Genomic DNA, 16000 nt, shown 5'->3' with positions numbered 1-16000 from the left:
GTCATTTTTTTTCCGCGTTTGCCACCCAGGCTTTCAGCACCGCGACATCGTGCTGCCACTCCTGCTTCATCTCTTCAATCCATTCCGCGACATTATCTTCCCAGGCGGGAAGATCCGGCGACTGGATTTGCTGGCCAAGCTGTTGCAGATGACGCAGCCCTACCGAACCGGCGGCGCCTTTAATCTTATGCCCTTCCTCAACGACGCCTTTTTTGTCACGCGCCGTCAGATTGGACTCCAGCACGCTTAAATAGCCAGGCATCATTTTTTCAAACACCGCGAGACCGTCGGTGATCAATTTAGGCCCAACCAACTCGATGTATTGTTCCAGCATCGGGATATCCAGCAGCGCTTGCGCTTTATCGCTCTCTTCAGGCGTCACGGTACTCTCCTCTTTATCGGTGGCATCCCAGAATTTTTTAATCATCGCGGTTAAGGCCGGCACCGACAGCGGCTTACTCAGCACATCGTCCATACCAGCGTCCAGATACTCTTTTTTATCTTTCAGAACGTTAGCCGTAAGCGCTACCAGCGGCGGTAAATCTTCCCGAGTGTGGCGACGGGTCAGTTCTCTGGCAATATCCAGCCCCGTCATATCCGGTAGCTGAATATCCAGTAAGACCAGGTCGTATTCGCCCGGCGTGAACATCTCCAGCGCCGCCTTGCCGGTCATCGCGACATCCACGCTGTTACCCAGTTTTTCCAGTACCGAACGCGCCACGATTACGTTCAGTTCAATATCTTCGACCAGCAGAACATGCAGCGCGGGCAGGGGCATGTCATCTTCATCAAAGGCGTCCTCCACCTCTTCCGCCACCGCTGGCGCATGAACCGTTAGCGTAAAGGTCGATCCTTTGCCCGGCAGACTGGAAACGGTAATATCGCCGCCCATATTTTTCGCCAGCCGACGGGAGACCGCCAGCCCGATACCGGTCCCCGTTGCCGGTTTGCCGCCGTTACTGTCTTTCACCTGATAATACATGGCGAAAATTTTATCCTGCTCATCCTGCGGAATGCCGATCCCGGAATCTTCCACTTCAAAGTGCAGCATGTCGCCTTCATCATAGCGCGCCCGCACCGTCACCTGGCCCTGCTGAGTAAACTTCACCGCATTGCTGATCAAATTCCATAAAATCTGGCGCAGACGCGTTCCGTCGGTAATGACTTTGTGCGGCAACGGCAGCGTCGGCTCAAGCACAAAACGTAGCCCTTTTTGCTGCGCCTGCAAACCGGAAAGGTTTTCCAGATCGGCCATAAAGCTGGTGAAATCAACCGGTTGGTTATCAAGCTGAACCTTACGCCGCTCCATCTTATCCATGTCAATGATATCATTGAAAATATTGCCTAACGTCACGGCGGAGACATGGATTGTCTTAAGGTATTTTTCCTGTTCGGCGGTGAGATCGGTATCCAGCAGGATGCGGCTTAAACCGACGATGCCGTTAAGCGGGGTGCGCAGCTCATGACTGATGGTAGAGATAAACGTGGTCTTGTCGCGGCTGGCGCGCTCCAGCGCGTCCTGATAACGCTTACGTTCGGTAATATCACGACCAAATCCCATCAGGCCATGACGTTTACCGACACGGTCATAATAAGGCACTTTACGAATTTCAAAGCAGGCCTTTCGTCCGTCCGGATAATCCAGCCACTGTTCGTAGGTCAGGGAGACGTTATGGCGGAATACTTTTTCATCGGTTTCAATGACTTTCTCCGCCGCTTCGGGAGAGTACACATCTTCCGGCTTCAAATGCACCAGCTGTTTTTCGCTCTTGCCGGTTAGCAATTCCATTGCGCGGTTACAGCCGGAAAACTCTTTATCCTCATTACGATAAAAAACCAAATCCGGCGAGGCGTCCAGAAAGGAGCGCAGAAAAGAGGATTGCTGTTCTAGCTGGATTTGCGCCTCTTCACGCTCTTTAATTTCTACTTTTAGCTGTTCAAATGTCTCTTGCAGCTCCGCTTCCGCTTTTTCGCGATCGGCAATTTCCTGATTAAGCTGGGCAATATTGTCCTTCAACTGTACGTTAAGCTTGAGATCGCGCTCGCGCATCTCCTCCAGCTTTTGCACCAGACGCGACAGTCGCTGCCTTGACTCTTCCAGTTGTTCAACAACAACGGATAAGAAATAGACCGCCCAGGGCGTAATTAACAGGCCAAAAAAGATGGAACGAATAACGTCGATACTTTCAACCTGACCATGCAGCACCATGGTCACCGCCATCTGCACGACAATCGCCAGCACCACCAATGCCAACGCCAGGAGCATGGAAAAGCGCACCAGACCCAATTTCATCATCAGGTCGACATAGTATTGCGCCAGCATACGAATTTGCTTCATAGAGGATTCCTTCACCACAACTTCGCACATAATACCCAATTATGGGAACCGCGTTGAATATTGTGCGAAATATGCGTAGCGCCCCTCATCACGCTACGCTACAGGTGGTATCCAGGGACGGGCCAGCGCAGAGCCCTGCACGCCATGCTCATTCAGGTATTTGTCCAGCTCAACCATCCCCGTCCAGCGATTCTCGCACCACAGCGGGGCAAGCAGCGTCGGACGGCGAGCGCTGGCTGAAATTCGGTGATAAATTACCTCCGGCGGCGTATGACGAATCATCTCACCTGCCGTTAGCGTGTAGTCGTCCAGTTCGATGCCGTTCAGCCGCCCCGCTTCCCAGGCTTTGGCCATCGTACTGCCTTTCACAATATGCAGCGGATGCAGTTTAATACCGTCAACGCCCGTCTCCACCACACGCTCCATGGTTTGCAGGCATTCTGCCTGCCCTTCGCCCGGCAGCCCCACAATCAGATGCGCGCACACTTTCAGCCCGCGCTCCCGGGCAATCCGGGTGGTACGCTGATAGCAGGCGAAGTCATGCCCGCGGTTAATTCGGCGCAGGGTTTTATCGTGCGCGGTTTGCAATCCCAGTTCCAGCCACACCTCGTAGCCTTGATCTTTATATTCACACAGTAAATCTACTACTGCCTGCGGGACGCAATCCGGACGCGTACCGACGCATAACCCGACGATACTGGCCTGGCTGACCGCCTGTTGATACATGGAACGCAGCACCTGCACTTCCGCAAAGGTGCTGGTGTAGGCCTGGAAATAGGCCAGATAGCGTTTAGCGCGGTTTACCAGATGCGCCTGATGCGCAAGCTGCTCGGCAATCGAATGATGCTGCTGCGCCTCATCGGCAAAAGAGGCGACATTACAGAAGGTGCAACCGCCACGCCCGATGGTGCCGTCGCGATTAGGGCAGCTAAAACCGCCATGAAGCGTCAGCTTATGAACCTTTTGCCCATACCGACGTAAAAGATCCCCACCAAACATATTGACTAATTTCTGTAACTGCATAATCTGATAGACCGCCTCTTAAAAAGAGGCCAAAGCCTGCCATTTTTAGTCTCCTTTGGCGATGACCTGGATCAATCGTCCCGGAAGGCTTTTACCAATTGCATAATCAAGCAAAATAAACGATATTTCATTCATAATCCCGCTGATGATTTTTCCTGATATTCCCCTCTTTTTTCAGCGTTTGCTGGGTCATCGATAAAAACAGTAGCATTCAATACTGCTCACGCTTAAAACAGCATAAAATGCCAAGATTTTTGAAAAAGCAAGGTCAGATAATGCCTGGCGAGCGGCTCTTATAGTGAGACAGATCACAGGCTTTCTGCCGCTCCGTATTAGCAGCCCTTCTATAAAAACCTTTTAATTTCAACAGATTAAAAAAGTTATCTGTGCTACAGCACACTTTTGCATAAATCAGTTTGCCATTTGACCTGGGTGTGGATTCCCGATAAGTTGGGGATCCGCTGGAAGCTTTCTGGATGAGCCGTCTGCTCATCATATTTATGCAGTAATTGAGATTCCCTCTTAACCGTATTTACCAATGCGCAAAGGACACAAAGAGGGCGAATGCGAGGTAAGCGTATGATGCGCCAGCCCCGTCGCCATGCTCTTGCTGTGCCCGCGCGCCGTCGGTTGGGAGAGCGTCCCGTAGAGCCTGGGGAGGTTCACTGATATGTTGTACGATAAATCCCTTGAGAAGGATAACTGTGGTTTCGGCCTGATCGCCCACATAGAAGGCGAACCTAGCCACAAGGTAGTGCGTACCGCCATACACGCGCTGGCCCGGATGCAGCACCGTGGCGCGATCCTTGCCGACGGTAAAACCGGCGACGGTTGCGGCTTGCTGTTACAAAAACCTGACCGTTTCTTTCGCATCGTGGCCGAAGAGCGCGGCTGGCGCTTAGCCAAAAACTACGCCGTCGGGATGATCTTTTTGAATAAAGATCCTGAACTGGCCGCCACGTCACGCCATATTGTCGAAGAAGAATTACAGCAGGAAACCCTGTCGATTGTCGGCTGGCGCGATGTGCCAACCAATGAAGGCGTGCTCGGTGAAATCGCCCTCTCCTCCCTGCCGCGTATTGAGCAGATTTTTGTCAACGCTCCGGCGGGCTGGCGTCCGCGTGATATGGAGCGCCGTCTGTTTATCGCCCGCCGACGCATTGAAAAACGCCTGCAGGACGACAAAGATTTCTACGTATGCAGCCTGTCGAACCTGGTCAACATTTATAAAGGTCTGTGTATGCCGGCGGATCTGCCGCGCTTCTACCTGGATCTTGCGGATCTGCGTCTGGAATCGGCCATCTGTCTGTTCCACCAGCGCTTTTCTACTAACACCGTGCCGCGTTGGCCGCTGGCGCAGCCGTTCCGCTACCTGGCGCATAACGGCGAGATTAACACCATCACCGGCAACCGCCAGTGGGCGCGCGCCCGTACCTATAAATTCCAGACGCCGCTGATCCCGGATTTACAGTCCGCTGCGCCGTTTGTTAACGAAACCGGTTCGGATTCCAGCTCGCTGGACAACATGCTGGAACTGTTGCTGGCAGGCGGGATGGACATTATCCGCGCCATGCGCCTGTTGGTGCCGCCCGCCTGGCAGAACAACCCGGATATGGACCAGGATCTGCGCGCCTTCTTTGACTTTAACTCCATGCATATGGAGCCGTGGGACGGTCCGGCAGGCATCGTGATGTCCGACGGGCGCTTCGCCGCCTGTAACCTTGACCGTAACGGCCTGCGCCCGGCGCGCTATGTCATTACCAAAGATAAGCTGATCACCTGCGCCTCCGAAGTCGGTATCTGGGACTATCAGCCGGATGAAGTGGTCGAGAAAGGCCGCGTCGGCCCAGGCGAGCTGATGGTGATCGACACCCGCGGCGGACGTATTCTGCATTCCGCGGAAACCGATGACGATCTGAAAAGCCGCCATCCGTATAAAGCGTGGATGGAAAAGAATGTCCGCCGTCTGGTGCCGTTTGAAGAGCTGCCTGATGAAGAAGTCGGTAGCCGCGAACTGGACGATGACCTGCTCGCCAGCTATCAAAAACAGTTTAACTACAGCGCCGAAGAGCTGGACTCGGTTATCCGCGTGTTGGGCGAAAACGGCCAGGAAGCCGTCGGTTCAATGGGCGACGATACCCCCTTTGCCGTGCTCTCCAGCCAGCCGCGTATTATTTACGACTACTTCCGCCAGCAGTTCGCGCAGGTCACTAACCCGCCTATCGACCCGCTGCGTGAAGCGCACGTCATGTCGCTCGCCACCAGCATCGGTCGCGAAATGAACGTCTTCTGCGAAGCGGAAGGTCAGGCCCATCGCCTGAGTTTTAAATCGCCAATTCTGCTGTACTCCGATTTCAAACAGCTCACTACCATGAGCGAGCATCACTACCGCGCCGACTGGCTTGACATTACCTTTGATGTCACCGAAACCACACTGGACGCGACGGTTAAAGCGCTGTGCGATAAAGCGGAACAGATGGTGCGCAACGGCACCGTGCTGCTGGTCCTCTCGGATCGCAATATCGGTAAGAATCGCCTGCCGGTGCCCGCGCCGATGGCGGTGGGCGCGGTGCAAACGCGTCTGGTGGAACAAAGCCTGCGCTGCGACGCCAACATCATCGTAGAAACCGGAAGCGCCCGCGATCCGCATCACTTTGCGGTACTGCTCGGCTTTGGCGCAACGGCCATCTATCCGTACCTGGCCTACGAAACGCTGGGGCGTCTGATTGATACCCAGGCCATCGCCAAAAACTACCGTACCGTGATGCAGAACTACCGTAACGGCATCAACAAGGGGCTGTACAAGATTATGTCCAAAATGGGCATTTCGACCATTGCCTCTTACCGCTGCTCCAAACTGTTTGAAGCGGTCGGACTGCACGATGATGTGGTAAACCTGTGCTTCCAGGGCGTGGTCAGCCGTATCGGCGGCGCGAGCTTTGATGACTTCCAGCAGGATCTGCTGAATCTCTCCAAACGCGCCTGGCTGGCGCGCAAACCCATTAGCCCTGGCGGCCTGTTGAAGTACGTCCACGGCGGCGAATATCACGCCTATAACCCGGATGTCGTGCGTACCCTGCAACAGGCGGTACAGAGCGGCGAGTACAGCGATTATCAGGAATACGCCAAACTGGTCAATGAGCGTCCGGCGGCAACGCTGCGCGATCTGCTGGCGATACATCCAGACGGCGAGGCGGTGACTATCGACGAGGTTGAGCCCGCCAGTGAGCTGTTTAAACGCTTTGATACCGCAGCCATGTCTATCGGCGCATTAAGTCCGGAAGCGCACGAAGCGCTGGCGGAAGCGATGAACAGCCTCGGCGGCAACTCCAACTCCGGCGAAGGCGGCGAAGACCCGGCGCGCTACGGCACCAATAAAGTGTCGCGTATCAAGCAGGTGGCTTCCGGCCGTTTTGGCGTGACGCCAGCGTACCTGGTCAATGCCGATGTGATTCAGATTAAAGTCGCGCAGGGCGCGAAACCGGGCGAAGGCGGTCAGTTGCCGGGGGATAAAGTCACTCCGTATATCGCTAAACTGCGCTATTCAGTGCCGGGCGTGACGCTGATCTCCCCGCCGCCGCACCACGATATTTACTCTATCGAGGACTTAGCGCAGCTCATTTTCGACCTCAAACAGGTCAACCCGAAGGCGATGATCTCCGTGAAGCTGGTGTCCGAACCGGGCGTCGGCACCATCGCGACCGGCGTGGCGAAAGCCTATGCGGATTTGATCACTATCGCCGGCTACGACGGCGGTACCGGCGCCAGCCCGCTCTCTTCGGTGAAATATGCGGGCTGTCCGTGGGAACTCGGACTTGTTGAAACCCAGCAGGCGCTGGTCGCCAATGGTCTGCGTCACAAGATTCGTCTGCAGGTGGACGGCGGTCTGAAAACCGGCGTCGACATCATTAAAGCGGCGATTCTCGGTGCGGAAAGTTTCGGCTTCGGCACCGGCCCGATGGTGGCGCTGGGCTGTAAATACCTGCGCATTTGCCATCTGAACAACTGCGCAACCGGCGTGGCGACGCAGGATGAAAAACTGCGTAAGAACCACTATCACGGCCTGCCGTTCAAAGTAACCAACTACTTTGAATTTATCGCCCGCGAAGTGCGCGAGCTGATGGCTTCGCTTGGCGTGACCCGCCTGGTGGATTTGATTGGCCGCACCGACCTGCTTAAAGAGCTGGAGGGCTTCACCGCTAAACAGCAGAAGCTGGCGCTGTCTCGTCTACTGGAAACCGCTGAACCTCATCCGGGTAAAGCGCTGTACTGCACCGAGAATAACCCGCCATTTGATAACGGCGTGCTGAATGCGCAACTGTTGCAGCAGGCGAAACCGTTTGTCGATGCGCGCCAGAGCAAAACCTTCTGGTTCGACATCCGCAACACCGATCGTTCCGTCGGCGCGTCGCTTTCCGGCTACATCGCACAGACCCACGGCGATCAGGGGCTGGCTTCCGATCCGATTAAAGCGCACTTCAGCGGTACCGCAGGCCAGAGCTTTGGCGTGTGGAACGCGGGCGGCGTGGAGTTATATCTGACTGGCGATGCCAACGACTATGTCGGTAAAGGTATGGCAGGCGGTTTGATCGCCATCAGACCGCCGGTAGGTTCCGCCTTCCTCAGTCATAAAGCCAGCATTATCGGCAACACCTGCCTGTATGGAGCGACCGGTGGCCGTCTGTACGCGGCGGGCCGCGCGGGCGAACGTTTCGGCGTGCGTAACTCCGGGGCGATTACCGTAGTAGAGGGCATCGGCGACAACGGCTGTGAATACATGACCGGCGGCATCGTCTGCGTGCTGGGTAAAACCGGCGTTAACTTCGGCGCGGGCATGACCGGCGGCTTCGCCTATGTGCTGGACGAAGATGGCGAATTCCGTAAACGCGTAAACCCGGAACTGGTAGAAGTACTGGACGTTGATTCGCTGGCTATCCACGAAGAGCATCTGCGCGGTCTGATCACCGAGCACGTGCAGCATACTGGTTCGCAACGCGGCGAAGAGATCCTGTCCAGGTGGTCAAGCTTCTCAACCCAATTCGCGTTAGTGAAGCCCAAGTCCAGCGATGTCAAAGCCCTGTTGGGCCACCGTAGTCGTAGTGCGGCAGAATTGCGCGTGCAGGCGCAGTAAGGAATTGAAATGAGCCAGAATGTTTATCAATTTATCGACCTGCAGCGCGTTGATCCGCCGAAGAAACCGCTGAAGATCCGTAAGATCGAATTTGTTGAAATCTACGAACCGTTTTCTGAAGGTCAGGCGAAAGCCCAGGCGGATCGCTGTTTGTCCTGCGGGAACCCCTACTGCGAGTGGAAATGCCCGGTACATAACTACATCCCGAACTGGCTGAAACTGGCTAATGAAGGGCGTATTTTTGAGGCGGCTGAGCTATCGCACCAGACCAACACCCTGCCGGAAGTGTGTGGCCGCGTCTGCCCGCAGGACCGCCTGTGCGAAGGCTCCTGTACGCTGCACGATGAGTTCGGCGCAGTGACCATCGGTAACATTGAGCGCTATATCAACGATAAAGCGTTCGAAATGGGCTGGCGCCCGGATATGACCGGCGTACGCCAGACGGACAAACGGGTAGCGATTATCGGCGCAGGTCCGGCAGGGCTGGCGTGCGCCGACGTGCTGACCCGCAACGGCGTGAAGGCGGTGGTCTTTGATCGCCATCCGGAAATCGGCGGCCTGCTGACCTTCGGTATTCCAGCTTTCAAACTGGAAAAAGAGGTGATGACCCGCCGTCGCGAGATCTTCACCGGCATGGGTATTGAGTTCAAACTTAATACCGAAGTGGGTCGTGATGTACAGCTTGAAGATCTGCTGAAAGATTACGATGCGGTATTCCTTGGCGTCGGCACCTATCAGTCGATGCGCGGCGGGCTGGAAAATGAAGATGCGGACGGGGTTTTCGACGCTCTGCCGTTCCTTATCGCCAATACGAAGCAGATCATGGGGTTTGGCGAAACCAGCGACGAACCATATGTCAGCATGGAAGGCAAACGCGTGGTGGTGCTGGGCGGCGGCGATACCGCAATGGACTGCGTACGTACCTCCATTCGTCAGGGCGCAACGCACGTAACCTGTGCTTATCGTCGTGATGAAGAGAACATGCCGGGTTCCAGACGCGAAGTGAAAAACGCGCGCGAGGAAGGTGTCGAGTTTCAGTTTAACGTTCAACCGCTGGGCATTGAAGTCAATGCCAACGGCAAAGTGAGCGGCGTAAAAATGGTGCGCACTGAAATGGGCGAACCGGATGCCAAAGGCCGTCGGCGGGCGGAGATCGTCGCCGGTTCCGAGCATGTGGTTCCGGCTGATGCGGTGGTGATGGCGTTTGGTTTTCGTCCACACAGCATGGAATGGCTGGCGAAACACAGCGTGGAACTGGACTCGCAGGGACGAATTATCGCGCCGGAACGCAGCGATAATGCTTTCCAGACCAGCAACCCGAAAATCTTCGCCGGTGGCGACATCGTGCGCGGTTCCGATCTGGTGGTGACGGCGATTGCGGAAGGCCGTAAAGCGGCTGACGGGATTATGAACTACCTCGAAGTATAACCCTTCCGGCTCCCCGGTTAATGCCTTGTGCTGATGGCTGGGGAGCCGATATTCCTCTCCTCAATATCTCTCCTGCCGATTCTGGAAACCCGCTCGTAAATCGAGATGTAATGCCATGTAAAATCCGTTCATAGATTGATCCGTTTACGCCTGAAGCGTATTGATAGCGTTCTAATTTCACAATGAAACTATCACGTAAGGGATGACATGACGAATCCAACTTTAGTGCCACAGTCTGATGAATATCAGCAAATTCATGACGGTATTATTCGTCTGGTCGATACGGCACGTACCGAGACCGTGCGCAGCATCAATGCCATTATGACTGCCACCTACTGGGAAATTGGCCGACGCATTGTCGAATTTGAACAGGGAGGAGAAGCGCGAGCGGCCTATGGCACCCAGCTTATCGAACGATTATCGGTAGATTTAAGTCAGCGCTATAAGCGCGGTTTTTCCACCAGAAACCTATGGCAAATTCGTACATTTTATCTTTGTTTTCAACACATTGAAATTCCGCAGACACTGTCTGCGGAATCTTCAAATCTCATACCGCTCGCCAAAACATTCCCTCTTCCCTGGTCAGCTTATGTGCGTCTGCTGTCGGTGAAAGATAACGATGCCCGCACTTTTTACGAGAAAGAGACGCTACGTAACGGCTGGTCCGTACGGCAACTCGATCGGCAAATCGCCACTCAGTTTTACGAACGAACGCTACTGTCCCACGACAAATCCGCCATGTTGCAGCAGCCTGCACCCGCCGAGCCAAACGTTTTGCCGGAGCAAGCCATACGCGACCCGTTCATTCTGGAATTTCTTAACCTGAAGGACGAGTATTCCGAATCAGATCTCGAAGACGCGCTGCTCAGCCACCTGATGGACTTTATGCTGGAACTTGGTGACGATTTTGCTTTTGTTGGCCGCCAACGCCGACTACGCATAGACGATAGCTGGTTCCGCGTCGATCTGCTGTTCTTCCATCGTCGCTTGCGCTGCCTGTTGCTCGTTGACCTGAAGGTAGGCAAATTCGGTTATGCGGATGCCGGGCAGATGAATATGTACCTGAACTATGCCAAAGAGCACTGGACAATGCCCGGAGAAAACCCGCCAGTCGGCCTGGTTTTGTGCGCAGGGAAAGGCGCGGGGGAAGCGCATTACGCGCTGACTGGCCTGCCAAACACCATCATGGCGAGCGAGTACAAAGTGCAGTTGCCCGACGAAAAATTACTCACAGACGAACTTATTCGTTCGCAAACCATGCTGCAAACTCAACTCACACGCGGTGGTTCACTGACAACGGAGAAAAACTAACGAACCATTAATGCCATGAATAATTATCAAAAAAATATCATACGAAAACGTTTGCTTTATTCTGAGAACTGTATATTATGCGGCGGATTTTTTGGGCAAAATTCATGGAGGCGTTGTGTCGCAGGACAACAATTATAGCCAGGGCCCCGTCCCTCTGGCGGCGCGGAAGGGCGTGATTCCACTGACGTTTGTCATGTTGGGTTTAACGTTTTTTTCCGCCAGTATGTGGACCGGAGGGACACTTGGCACCGGTCTTTCTTATAATGATTTCTTCCTCGCAGTTCTCTTCGGTAATCTCCTCCTCGGTATCTACACTGCATTTCTTGGCTACATCGGCGCAAAAACCGGACTCTCCACCCACCTCCTTGCACGTTACTCCTTTGGCGTTAAAGGATCATGGCTTCCCTCGCTGCTGCTAGGCGGCACACAGGTAGGCTGGTTTGGCGTTGGCGTAGCGATGTTCGCTATTCCGGTCAGTAAAGCGACGGGCATTGATGCCAATATCCTGATTGCCGTTTCGGGTCTACTGATGACCCTGACCATTTTTTTCGGCATCTCGGCGCTGACCATTTTGTCTATCGTTGCCGTACCCGCGATCGTTATTCTGGGCAGCTACTCCGTCTGGCTGGCGATCAGCGGCGTGGGTGGGCTGGAGCATTTAAAAACGATAGTGCCGCAGACGCCGCTGGATTTTTCCAGCGCGCTGGCGCTGGTGGTGGGATCGTTTGTCAGCGCCGGTACATTGACCGCCGACTTCGTCCGCTTCGGGCGTCATGCCAAAAGCGCCGTACTGATTGCGATGGTCGCTTTTTTCCTCGGCAACTCGCTGATGTTTATCTTTGGCGCGGCAGGCGCTGCCGCCGTCGGTCAGGCGGATATCTCTGACGTGATGATAGCGCAGGGGCTGCTGCTGCCCGCGATTGTGGTGCTCGGCCTGAATATCTGGACCACCAACGATAACGCGCTGTACGCATCGGGTCTGGGCTTCGCCAATATTACCGGTCTTTCCAGCCGTACGCTGTCGGTGGTGAACGGGATTATCGGTACCGTGTGCGCGCTGTGGCTTTACAATAATTTTGTCGGCTGGCTGACGTTCCTGTCATCTGCCATCCCACCGGTTGGCGGAGTGATTATTGCCGACTATCTGTTGAACCGCCGCCGCTATGCCGACTTCAACATCGTGCGCTTTATTCCTGTTAACTGGATTGCTATTCTTTCCGTCGCGCTGGGCATCGCCGCCGGACATTATGTTCCTGGTATTGTGCCCGTCAACGCCGTACTCGGCGGCGTCTTCAGCTATATCCTGCTGAATCCACTTTTCAACCGCAGCCTTGCTAAATCACCAGAGGTCAGCCATGCAGAACAATAACATCACCATTCGTCAGGCGCGTCTGCAGGGACACGAAGGATTATGGCAGATTACGATTGAAAACGGGCGCTTTAGCCGGATTGAGCCTCAGGAAGCCGCATCGTTACCGCAGGGCGAAGTGCTTGATGCCGAAGGCGGTCTGGCTATTCCACCGTTTGTTGAGCCACATATCCACCTGGATACCACGCAAACGGCGGGTGAACCGAGCTGGAACCAGTCCGGCACACTGTTTGAAGGGATTGAGCGCTGGGCAGAACGTAAAGCAATGCTCACGCATGAAGATGTGAAAGCGCGCGCGATGCAGACCCTGAAATGGCAGATGGCTAACGGCATCCAGTACGTTCGTACTCACGTTGACGTTTCAGATCCTACGCTCACCGCGCTGAAAGCCATGCTGGAAGTGAAGCAAGAGGTTGCGCCGTGGGTAGACCTGCAAATCGTCGCCTTTCCGCAAGAAGGTATTCTGTCTTATCCCAACGGTGAAGCGCTGTTAGAGGAAGCCGTGCGTTTGGGCGCTGACGTTATTGGCGCCATTCCGCACTTTGAGTTCACGCGGGAATATGGCGTTGAATCGCTGCACAAAATCTTCGCCCTGGCGCAGAAATACGATCGCTTGATCGATGTGCACTGCGACGAAATTGATGACGAGCAGTCTCGCTTTGTCGAAACGGTCGCGGCGCTGGCGCATCGTGATGGCATGGGGGCGCGCGTGACCGCCAGCCACACCACGGCTATGCACTCGTACAACGGCGCGTATGCGTCACGCCTGTTCCGCCTGTTGAAAATGTCGGGGATTAACTTCGTCGCCAACCCGCTGGTGAATATTCATCTGCAAGGGCGGTTTGACACTTACCCGAAACGTCGTGGCGTCACGCGAGTGAAAGAGATGCTGGAAGCGGGGATCAACGTCTGCTTTGGCCATGATGACGTCTTCGATCCGTGGTATCCATTAGGCACCGCAAATATGCTGCAAGTGCTGCATATGGGGTTACACGTTTGCCAGTTGATGGGGTATGGGCAAATCAACGACGGGTTAAATCTGATCACAACTCACAGCGCAAAAACCCTGCATTTACAGGACTACGGTCTGAGCGTCGGCCATGCCGCGAATCTGGTTATCTTACCCGCTGAGAATGGATTCGATGCGGTACGTCGCCAGACGCCTGCCCGTTACTCGATTCGCCACGGGCGGGTGATTGCCGAGACGGTGCCGAGCCAGACGACGCTGCACCTGACCCAGCCGGAAGCCGTAACGTTTAAGCGTTAACCCGTCATACCCGCGCTCTCCGGCACATTCACCACGCAGCCCCGTAAGGGGCTGCGTTCGGAAGACTGCTCCGGCAAGAGATTCAGGCCGCCAGCAGACTGGCGCGTACTTTCACTACCACTTTTTTGATGTCATCTGGCTCACCCACTGCACATCCCGGTTTATGCGGTTCTCCCGGCATAAACACAGCAAACATCCCCGCTTGCAGCGTAATAGTCTGCTCGTCGGCAATTTGACTACAAAGCTGGTAATCCTCTTCAACGTGCATCTCCTCGCACTGGCGAGCGGCACCGGACATCCCAAACACAATACGCTCGACGCCGGTTAGTAGTAGCTGAATATCAATGTATTGTTCATGCAATTCCGCTTTCTTCCCGGTCGGCATTTGCGTCGTTAACTGCATTACATTCATAAAGATATTGTCGCCCTGCAATTCATAGCGCCCCGGCGCTTTCTCCTGCGGCCTTGCCGCCAGCGCGAGAGTCAAGGCATCCAGCAGTCGCGGATGCAACCCGCAAGAAGGCAACGACTGTACTTCCCCCATCATCATAATGTGTCTCCTTGAGCTAACAAAGCAGCGCCTAATAATCCTGCGTCATGCCGATAGCGAGCGGCGCTCAGCGCCACGTGATAAGGCGCAGGCTCTTGCATCAAAAACGCGCGAACCTGCTCCAGGTATCCCTCAGCTAACCCTACGCTGCCGCCAATGACCACACACTGGCAGTCGGTAATCGCTTTCACATCGGCGATCATTCGCGCTATTACCTGCGCGGATTGGCTTACCAGATGTCGCGCCTGCTGATGACCTTCGCCAGCGCGAATAAATAGGGTTTTGGCGTCGCATCCCGCCAGATCGTCCCGCGCCGCCGCGGCCATCCCTCGTCCGGAGGCGATGGCCTCTACGCAGCCAACGCGTCCACAGCCGCATACGGGCCCGTGTGGGTCCGCCAGGGTGTGTCCCAGGTGCCCGGCCAGACCGCCTTTTCCGGTAAGGAGCTTGCCGTCACAGACAACGCCGCCGCCAACGCCGGTTGAAACGGTGATAAATACCATATCGCGGATATCATCAGGGAGCGCGTGATACTCCGCCCAGGCCGCCGCCTGCGCGTCGTTCACCGCCAGCGTCGGCAGGCCAGCGATCGTTTCCAGTGTTTGCACTAACGGAAAGTGTAGCAAGCCGCCCAGATTATGGGGGTTTAGCGCCAGCAGCATCCCTTCCTGAATGATCCCGGTAGAAGCTATCGCTACCTGACGCGCCTCTGCCCGTAGTGGTTCAACCAGCGCCTTTAATGCTTCACGTAACGCATCCGGCGTTTTGCTCGCGGGGGTCGGTAGCTCGCGACGCTGGCTAATGCGCAAGTTTTTGTCGATGAGCGCGGCGGCAAGTTTAGTCCCGCCAATATCAATTGCTAACGTAGTCATGACGCCGCCTTTTTTAATGCGTCGTTATACCATCCACAGATATGTTCCAGACGGGTAATGGCGGACCCTACCGTCACCGCCCATGCGCCATAACGGATCGCCTCCGCCGCCAGTGCTGGCGAGTTATAGCGCCCTTCGGCTATTACCCGGCATCCGGCGTCATGCAACGCTTTGACTAAGGGCAGATCGGGTTCCTCCGGCGTATCGGGGGTGGTGTAGCCGGACATTGTCGTGCCGATAATGTCCGCGCCCAACCGTTGACAGGCGAGACCATCGTCCACGGATGAGCAGTCGGCCATCGCCAGTAGATGGTGGTGATGAATGCGCGCCAACAACGCCTCAACGGCTACCGGCCGTTGCCGAGCGGTTCCATCAACGGCGATAATAGCTGCGCCGGCCTGCGCCAGCGCATCTACATCGTCGAGAAAAGGGGTAATGCGCACTGGAGAGTCGTCCAGATCGCGTTTGATAATGCCGATAATGGGTACCGAAACGAGCGAGCGGGTCATACGCAGGTTGTCTATGCCTTCAATACGCACCGCAACCGCGCCCGCCTGTTCCGCCGCCAACGCCATTGCCGCTACAATCTCCGGCTTATCCAGCGGACTGCCCGGAACGGGCTGGCAGGAGACAATCAGGCCGCCAGAAGCGGCAATATTTTTATCCAGTTGTTCAAGTAACGACATACTACTCCCTTACAAATATTGCCCG

The 16000-nt window shown here is 55.2% G+C and carries 10 protein-coding genes; 5 read left to right on the top strand and 5 right to left on the bottom strand.

Going from position 1 to position 16000, the window contains the following annotated elements:
• Nucleotide 1: 1 nt before the first annotated feature.
• Complete coding sequence (gene arcB, locus ACLJQD_RS00340; RefSeq protein WP_000809822.1) at nt 2–2338, bottom strand: aerobic respiration two-component sensor histidine kinase ArcB; 2337 nt, start codon at nt 2336–2338, stop codon at nt 2–4.
• 93 nt (nt 2339–2431) lie between these two features.
• Nucleotides 2432–3361, bottom strand: a complete 930-nt coding sequence (locus ACLJQD_RS00335) for a TIGR01212 family radical SAM protein (RefSeq protein WP_001176887.1) — start codon at nt 3359–3361, stop codon at nt 2432–2434.
• A gap of 670 nt (nt 3362–4031) precedes the next feature.
• Between ACLJQD_RS00335 and gltB the strand changes: the two genes are divergently transcribed.
• The 5 genes from gltB to ACLJQD_RS00310 all read left to right on the top strand — a co-directional run bounded on the left by gltB (nt 4032) and on the right by ACLJQD_RS00310 (nt 13867).
• A complete protein-coding gene (gene gltB, locus ACLJQD_RS00330; protein WP_017441470.1) occupies nt 4032–8492 on the top strand; it encodes a glutamate synthase large subunit in 4461 nt (1486 codons plus the stop codon).
• Between the two features lie 9 nt (nt 8493–8501).
• Nucleotides 8502–9920, top strand: a complete 1419-nt coding sequence (gene gltD / locus ACLJQD_RS00325) for a glutamate synthase subunit GltD (RefSeq protein ID WP_000081635.1) — start codon at nt 8502–8504, stop codon at nt 9918–9920.
• Nucleotides 9921–10127: 207 nt separating this feature from the next.
• Nucleotides 10128–11231 carry a YhcG family protein gene (locus ACLJQD_RS00320; RefSeq protein ID WP_017441469.1) on the top strand — a complete coding sequence of 368 codons (1104 nt, stop codon included), beginning with the start codon at nt 10128–10130 and terminating at the stop codon, nt 11229–11231.
• A 115-nt stretch (nt 11232–11346) separates the two neighbouring features.
• Nucleotides 11347–12600, top strand: coding sequence for a cytosine permease (gene codB / locus ACLJQD_RS00315; RefSeq protein ID WP_017441468.1), 1254 nt, complete (start codon nt 11347–11349; stop codon nt 12598–12600).
• The gene (locus ACLJQD_RS00310; protein WP_001648384.1) at nt 12587–13867 is read left to right on the top strand and encodes a cytosine deaminase; all 1281 of its coding nucleotides are present in this window, start codon (nt 12587–12589) and stop codon (nt 13865–13867) included. Before codB ends, ACLJQD_RS00310 begins: the two co-directional genes overlap by 14 nt.
• Nucleotides 13868–13949: 82 nt before the next feature.
• Here ACLJQD_RS00310 and nanQ read toward each other — a convergent pair whose 3' ends face one another.
• From nanQ to ACLJQD_RS00295, 3 genes are read right to left on the bottom strand one after another with little or no spacing between them, the layout of a single operon-like run.
• On the bottom strand, nt 13950–14417 hold the full coding sequence (gene nanQ, locus ACLJQD_RS00305; protein WP_017441467.1) for an N-acetylneuraminate anomerase: 468 nt from the start codon (nt 14415–14417) through the stop codon (nt 13950–13952).
• Entirely contained in the window at nt 14414–15289 is an 876-nt protein-coding gene (gene nanK, locus ACLJQD_RS00300) for an N-acetylmannosamine kinase (protein ID WP_000208969.1), read from the bottom strand. Before nanK ends, nanQ begins: the two co-directional genes overlap by 4 nt.
• Nucleotides 15286–15975: an N-acetylmannosamine-6-phosphate 2-epimerase gene (locus tag ACLJQD_RS00295; protein ID WP_000054439.1), complete on the bottom strand. Its 690-nt coding sequence runs from the start codon at nt 15973–15975 to the stop codon at nt 15286–15288. Before ACLJQD_RS00295 ends, nanK begins: the two co-directional genes overlap by 4 nt.
• Nucleotides 15976–16000: the final 25 nt, after the last annotated feature.

The organism is Salmonella sp. SAL04214, from assembly GCF_046550615.1.
Lineage (GTDB): Bacteria > Pseudomonadota > Gammaproteobacteria > Enterobacterales > Enterobacteriaceae > Salmonella > Salmonella enterica.
Note: the sequence above shows the minus strand (reverse complement) of the source record. Positions and strands in the feature narration are given on the sequence as shown.

Bases quoted from the DNA above. Each gene is read 5' to 3' on its own strand.
- arcB (WP_000809822.1), bottom strand. From the start codon at position 2,338: ATGAAGCAAATTCGTATGCTGGCGCAATACTATGTCGACCTGATGATG.
- ACLJQD_RS00335 (WP_001176887.1), bottom strand. From the start codon at position 3,361: ATGCAGTTACAGAAATTAGTCAATATGTTTGGTGGGGATCTTTTACGT.
- gltB (WP_017441470.1), top strand. From the start codon at position 4,032: ATGTTGTACGATAAATCCCTTGAGAAGGATAACTGTGGTTTCGGCCTG.
- gltD (WP_000081635.1), top strand. From the start codon at position 8,502: ATGAGCCAGAATGTTTATCAATTTATCGACCTGCAGCGCGTTGATCCG.
- ACLJQD_RS00320 (WP_017441469.1), top strand. From the start codon at position 10,128: ATGACGAATCCAACTTTAGTGCCACAGTCTGATGAATATCAGCAAATT.
- ACLJQD_RS00310 (WP_001648384.1), top strand. From the start codon at position 12,587: ATGCAGAACAATAACATCACCATTCGTCAGGCGCGTCTGCAGGGACAC.
- nanQ (WP_017441467.1), bottom strand. From the start codon at position 14,417: ATGATGATGGGGGAAGTACAGTCGTTGCCTTCTTGCGGGTTGCATCCG.
- nanK (WP_000208969.1), bottom strand. From the start codon at position 15,289: ATGACTACGTTAGCAATTGATATTGGCGGGACTAAACTTGCCGCCGCG.
- ACLJQD_RS00295 (WP_000054439.1), bottom strand. From the start codon at position 15,975: ATGTCGTTACTTGAACAACTGGATAAAAATATTGCCGCTTCTGGCGGC.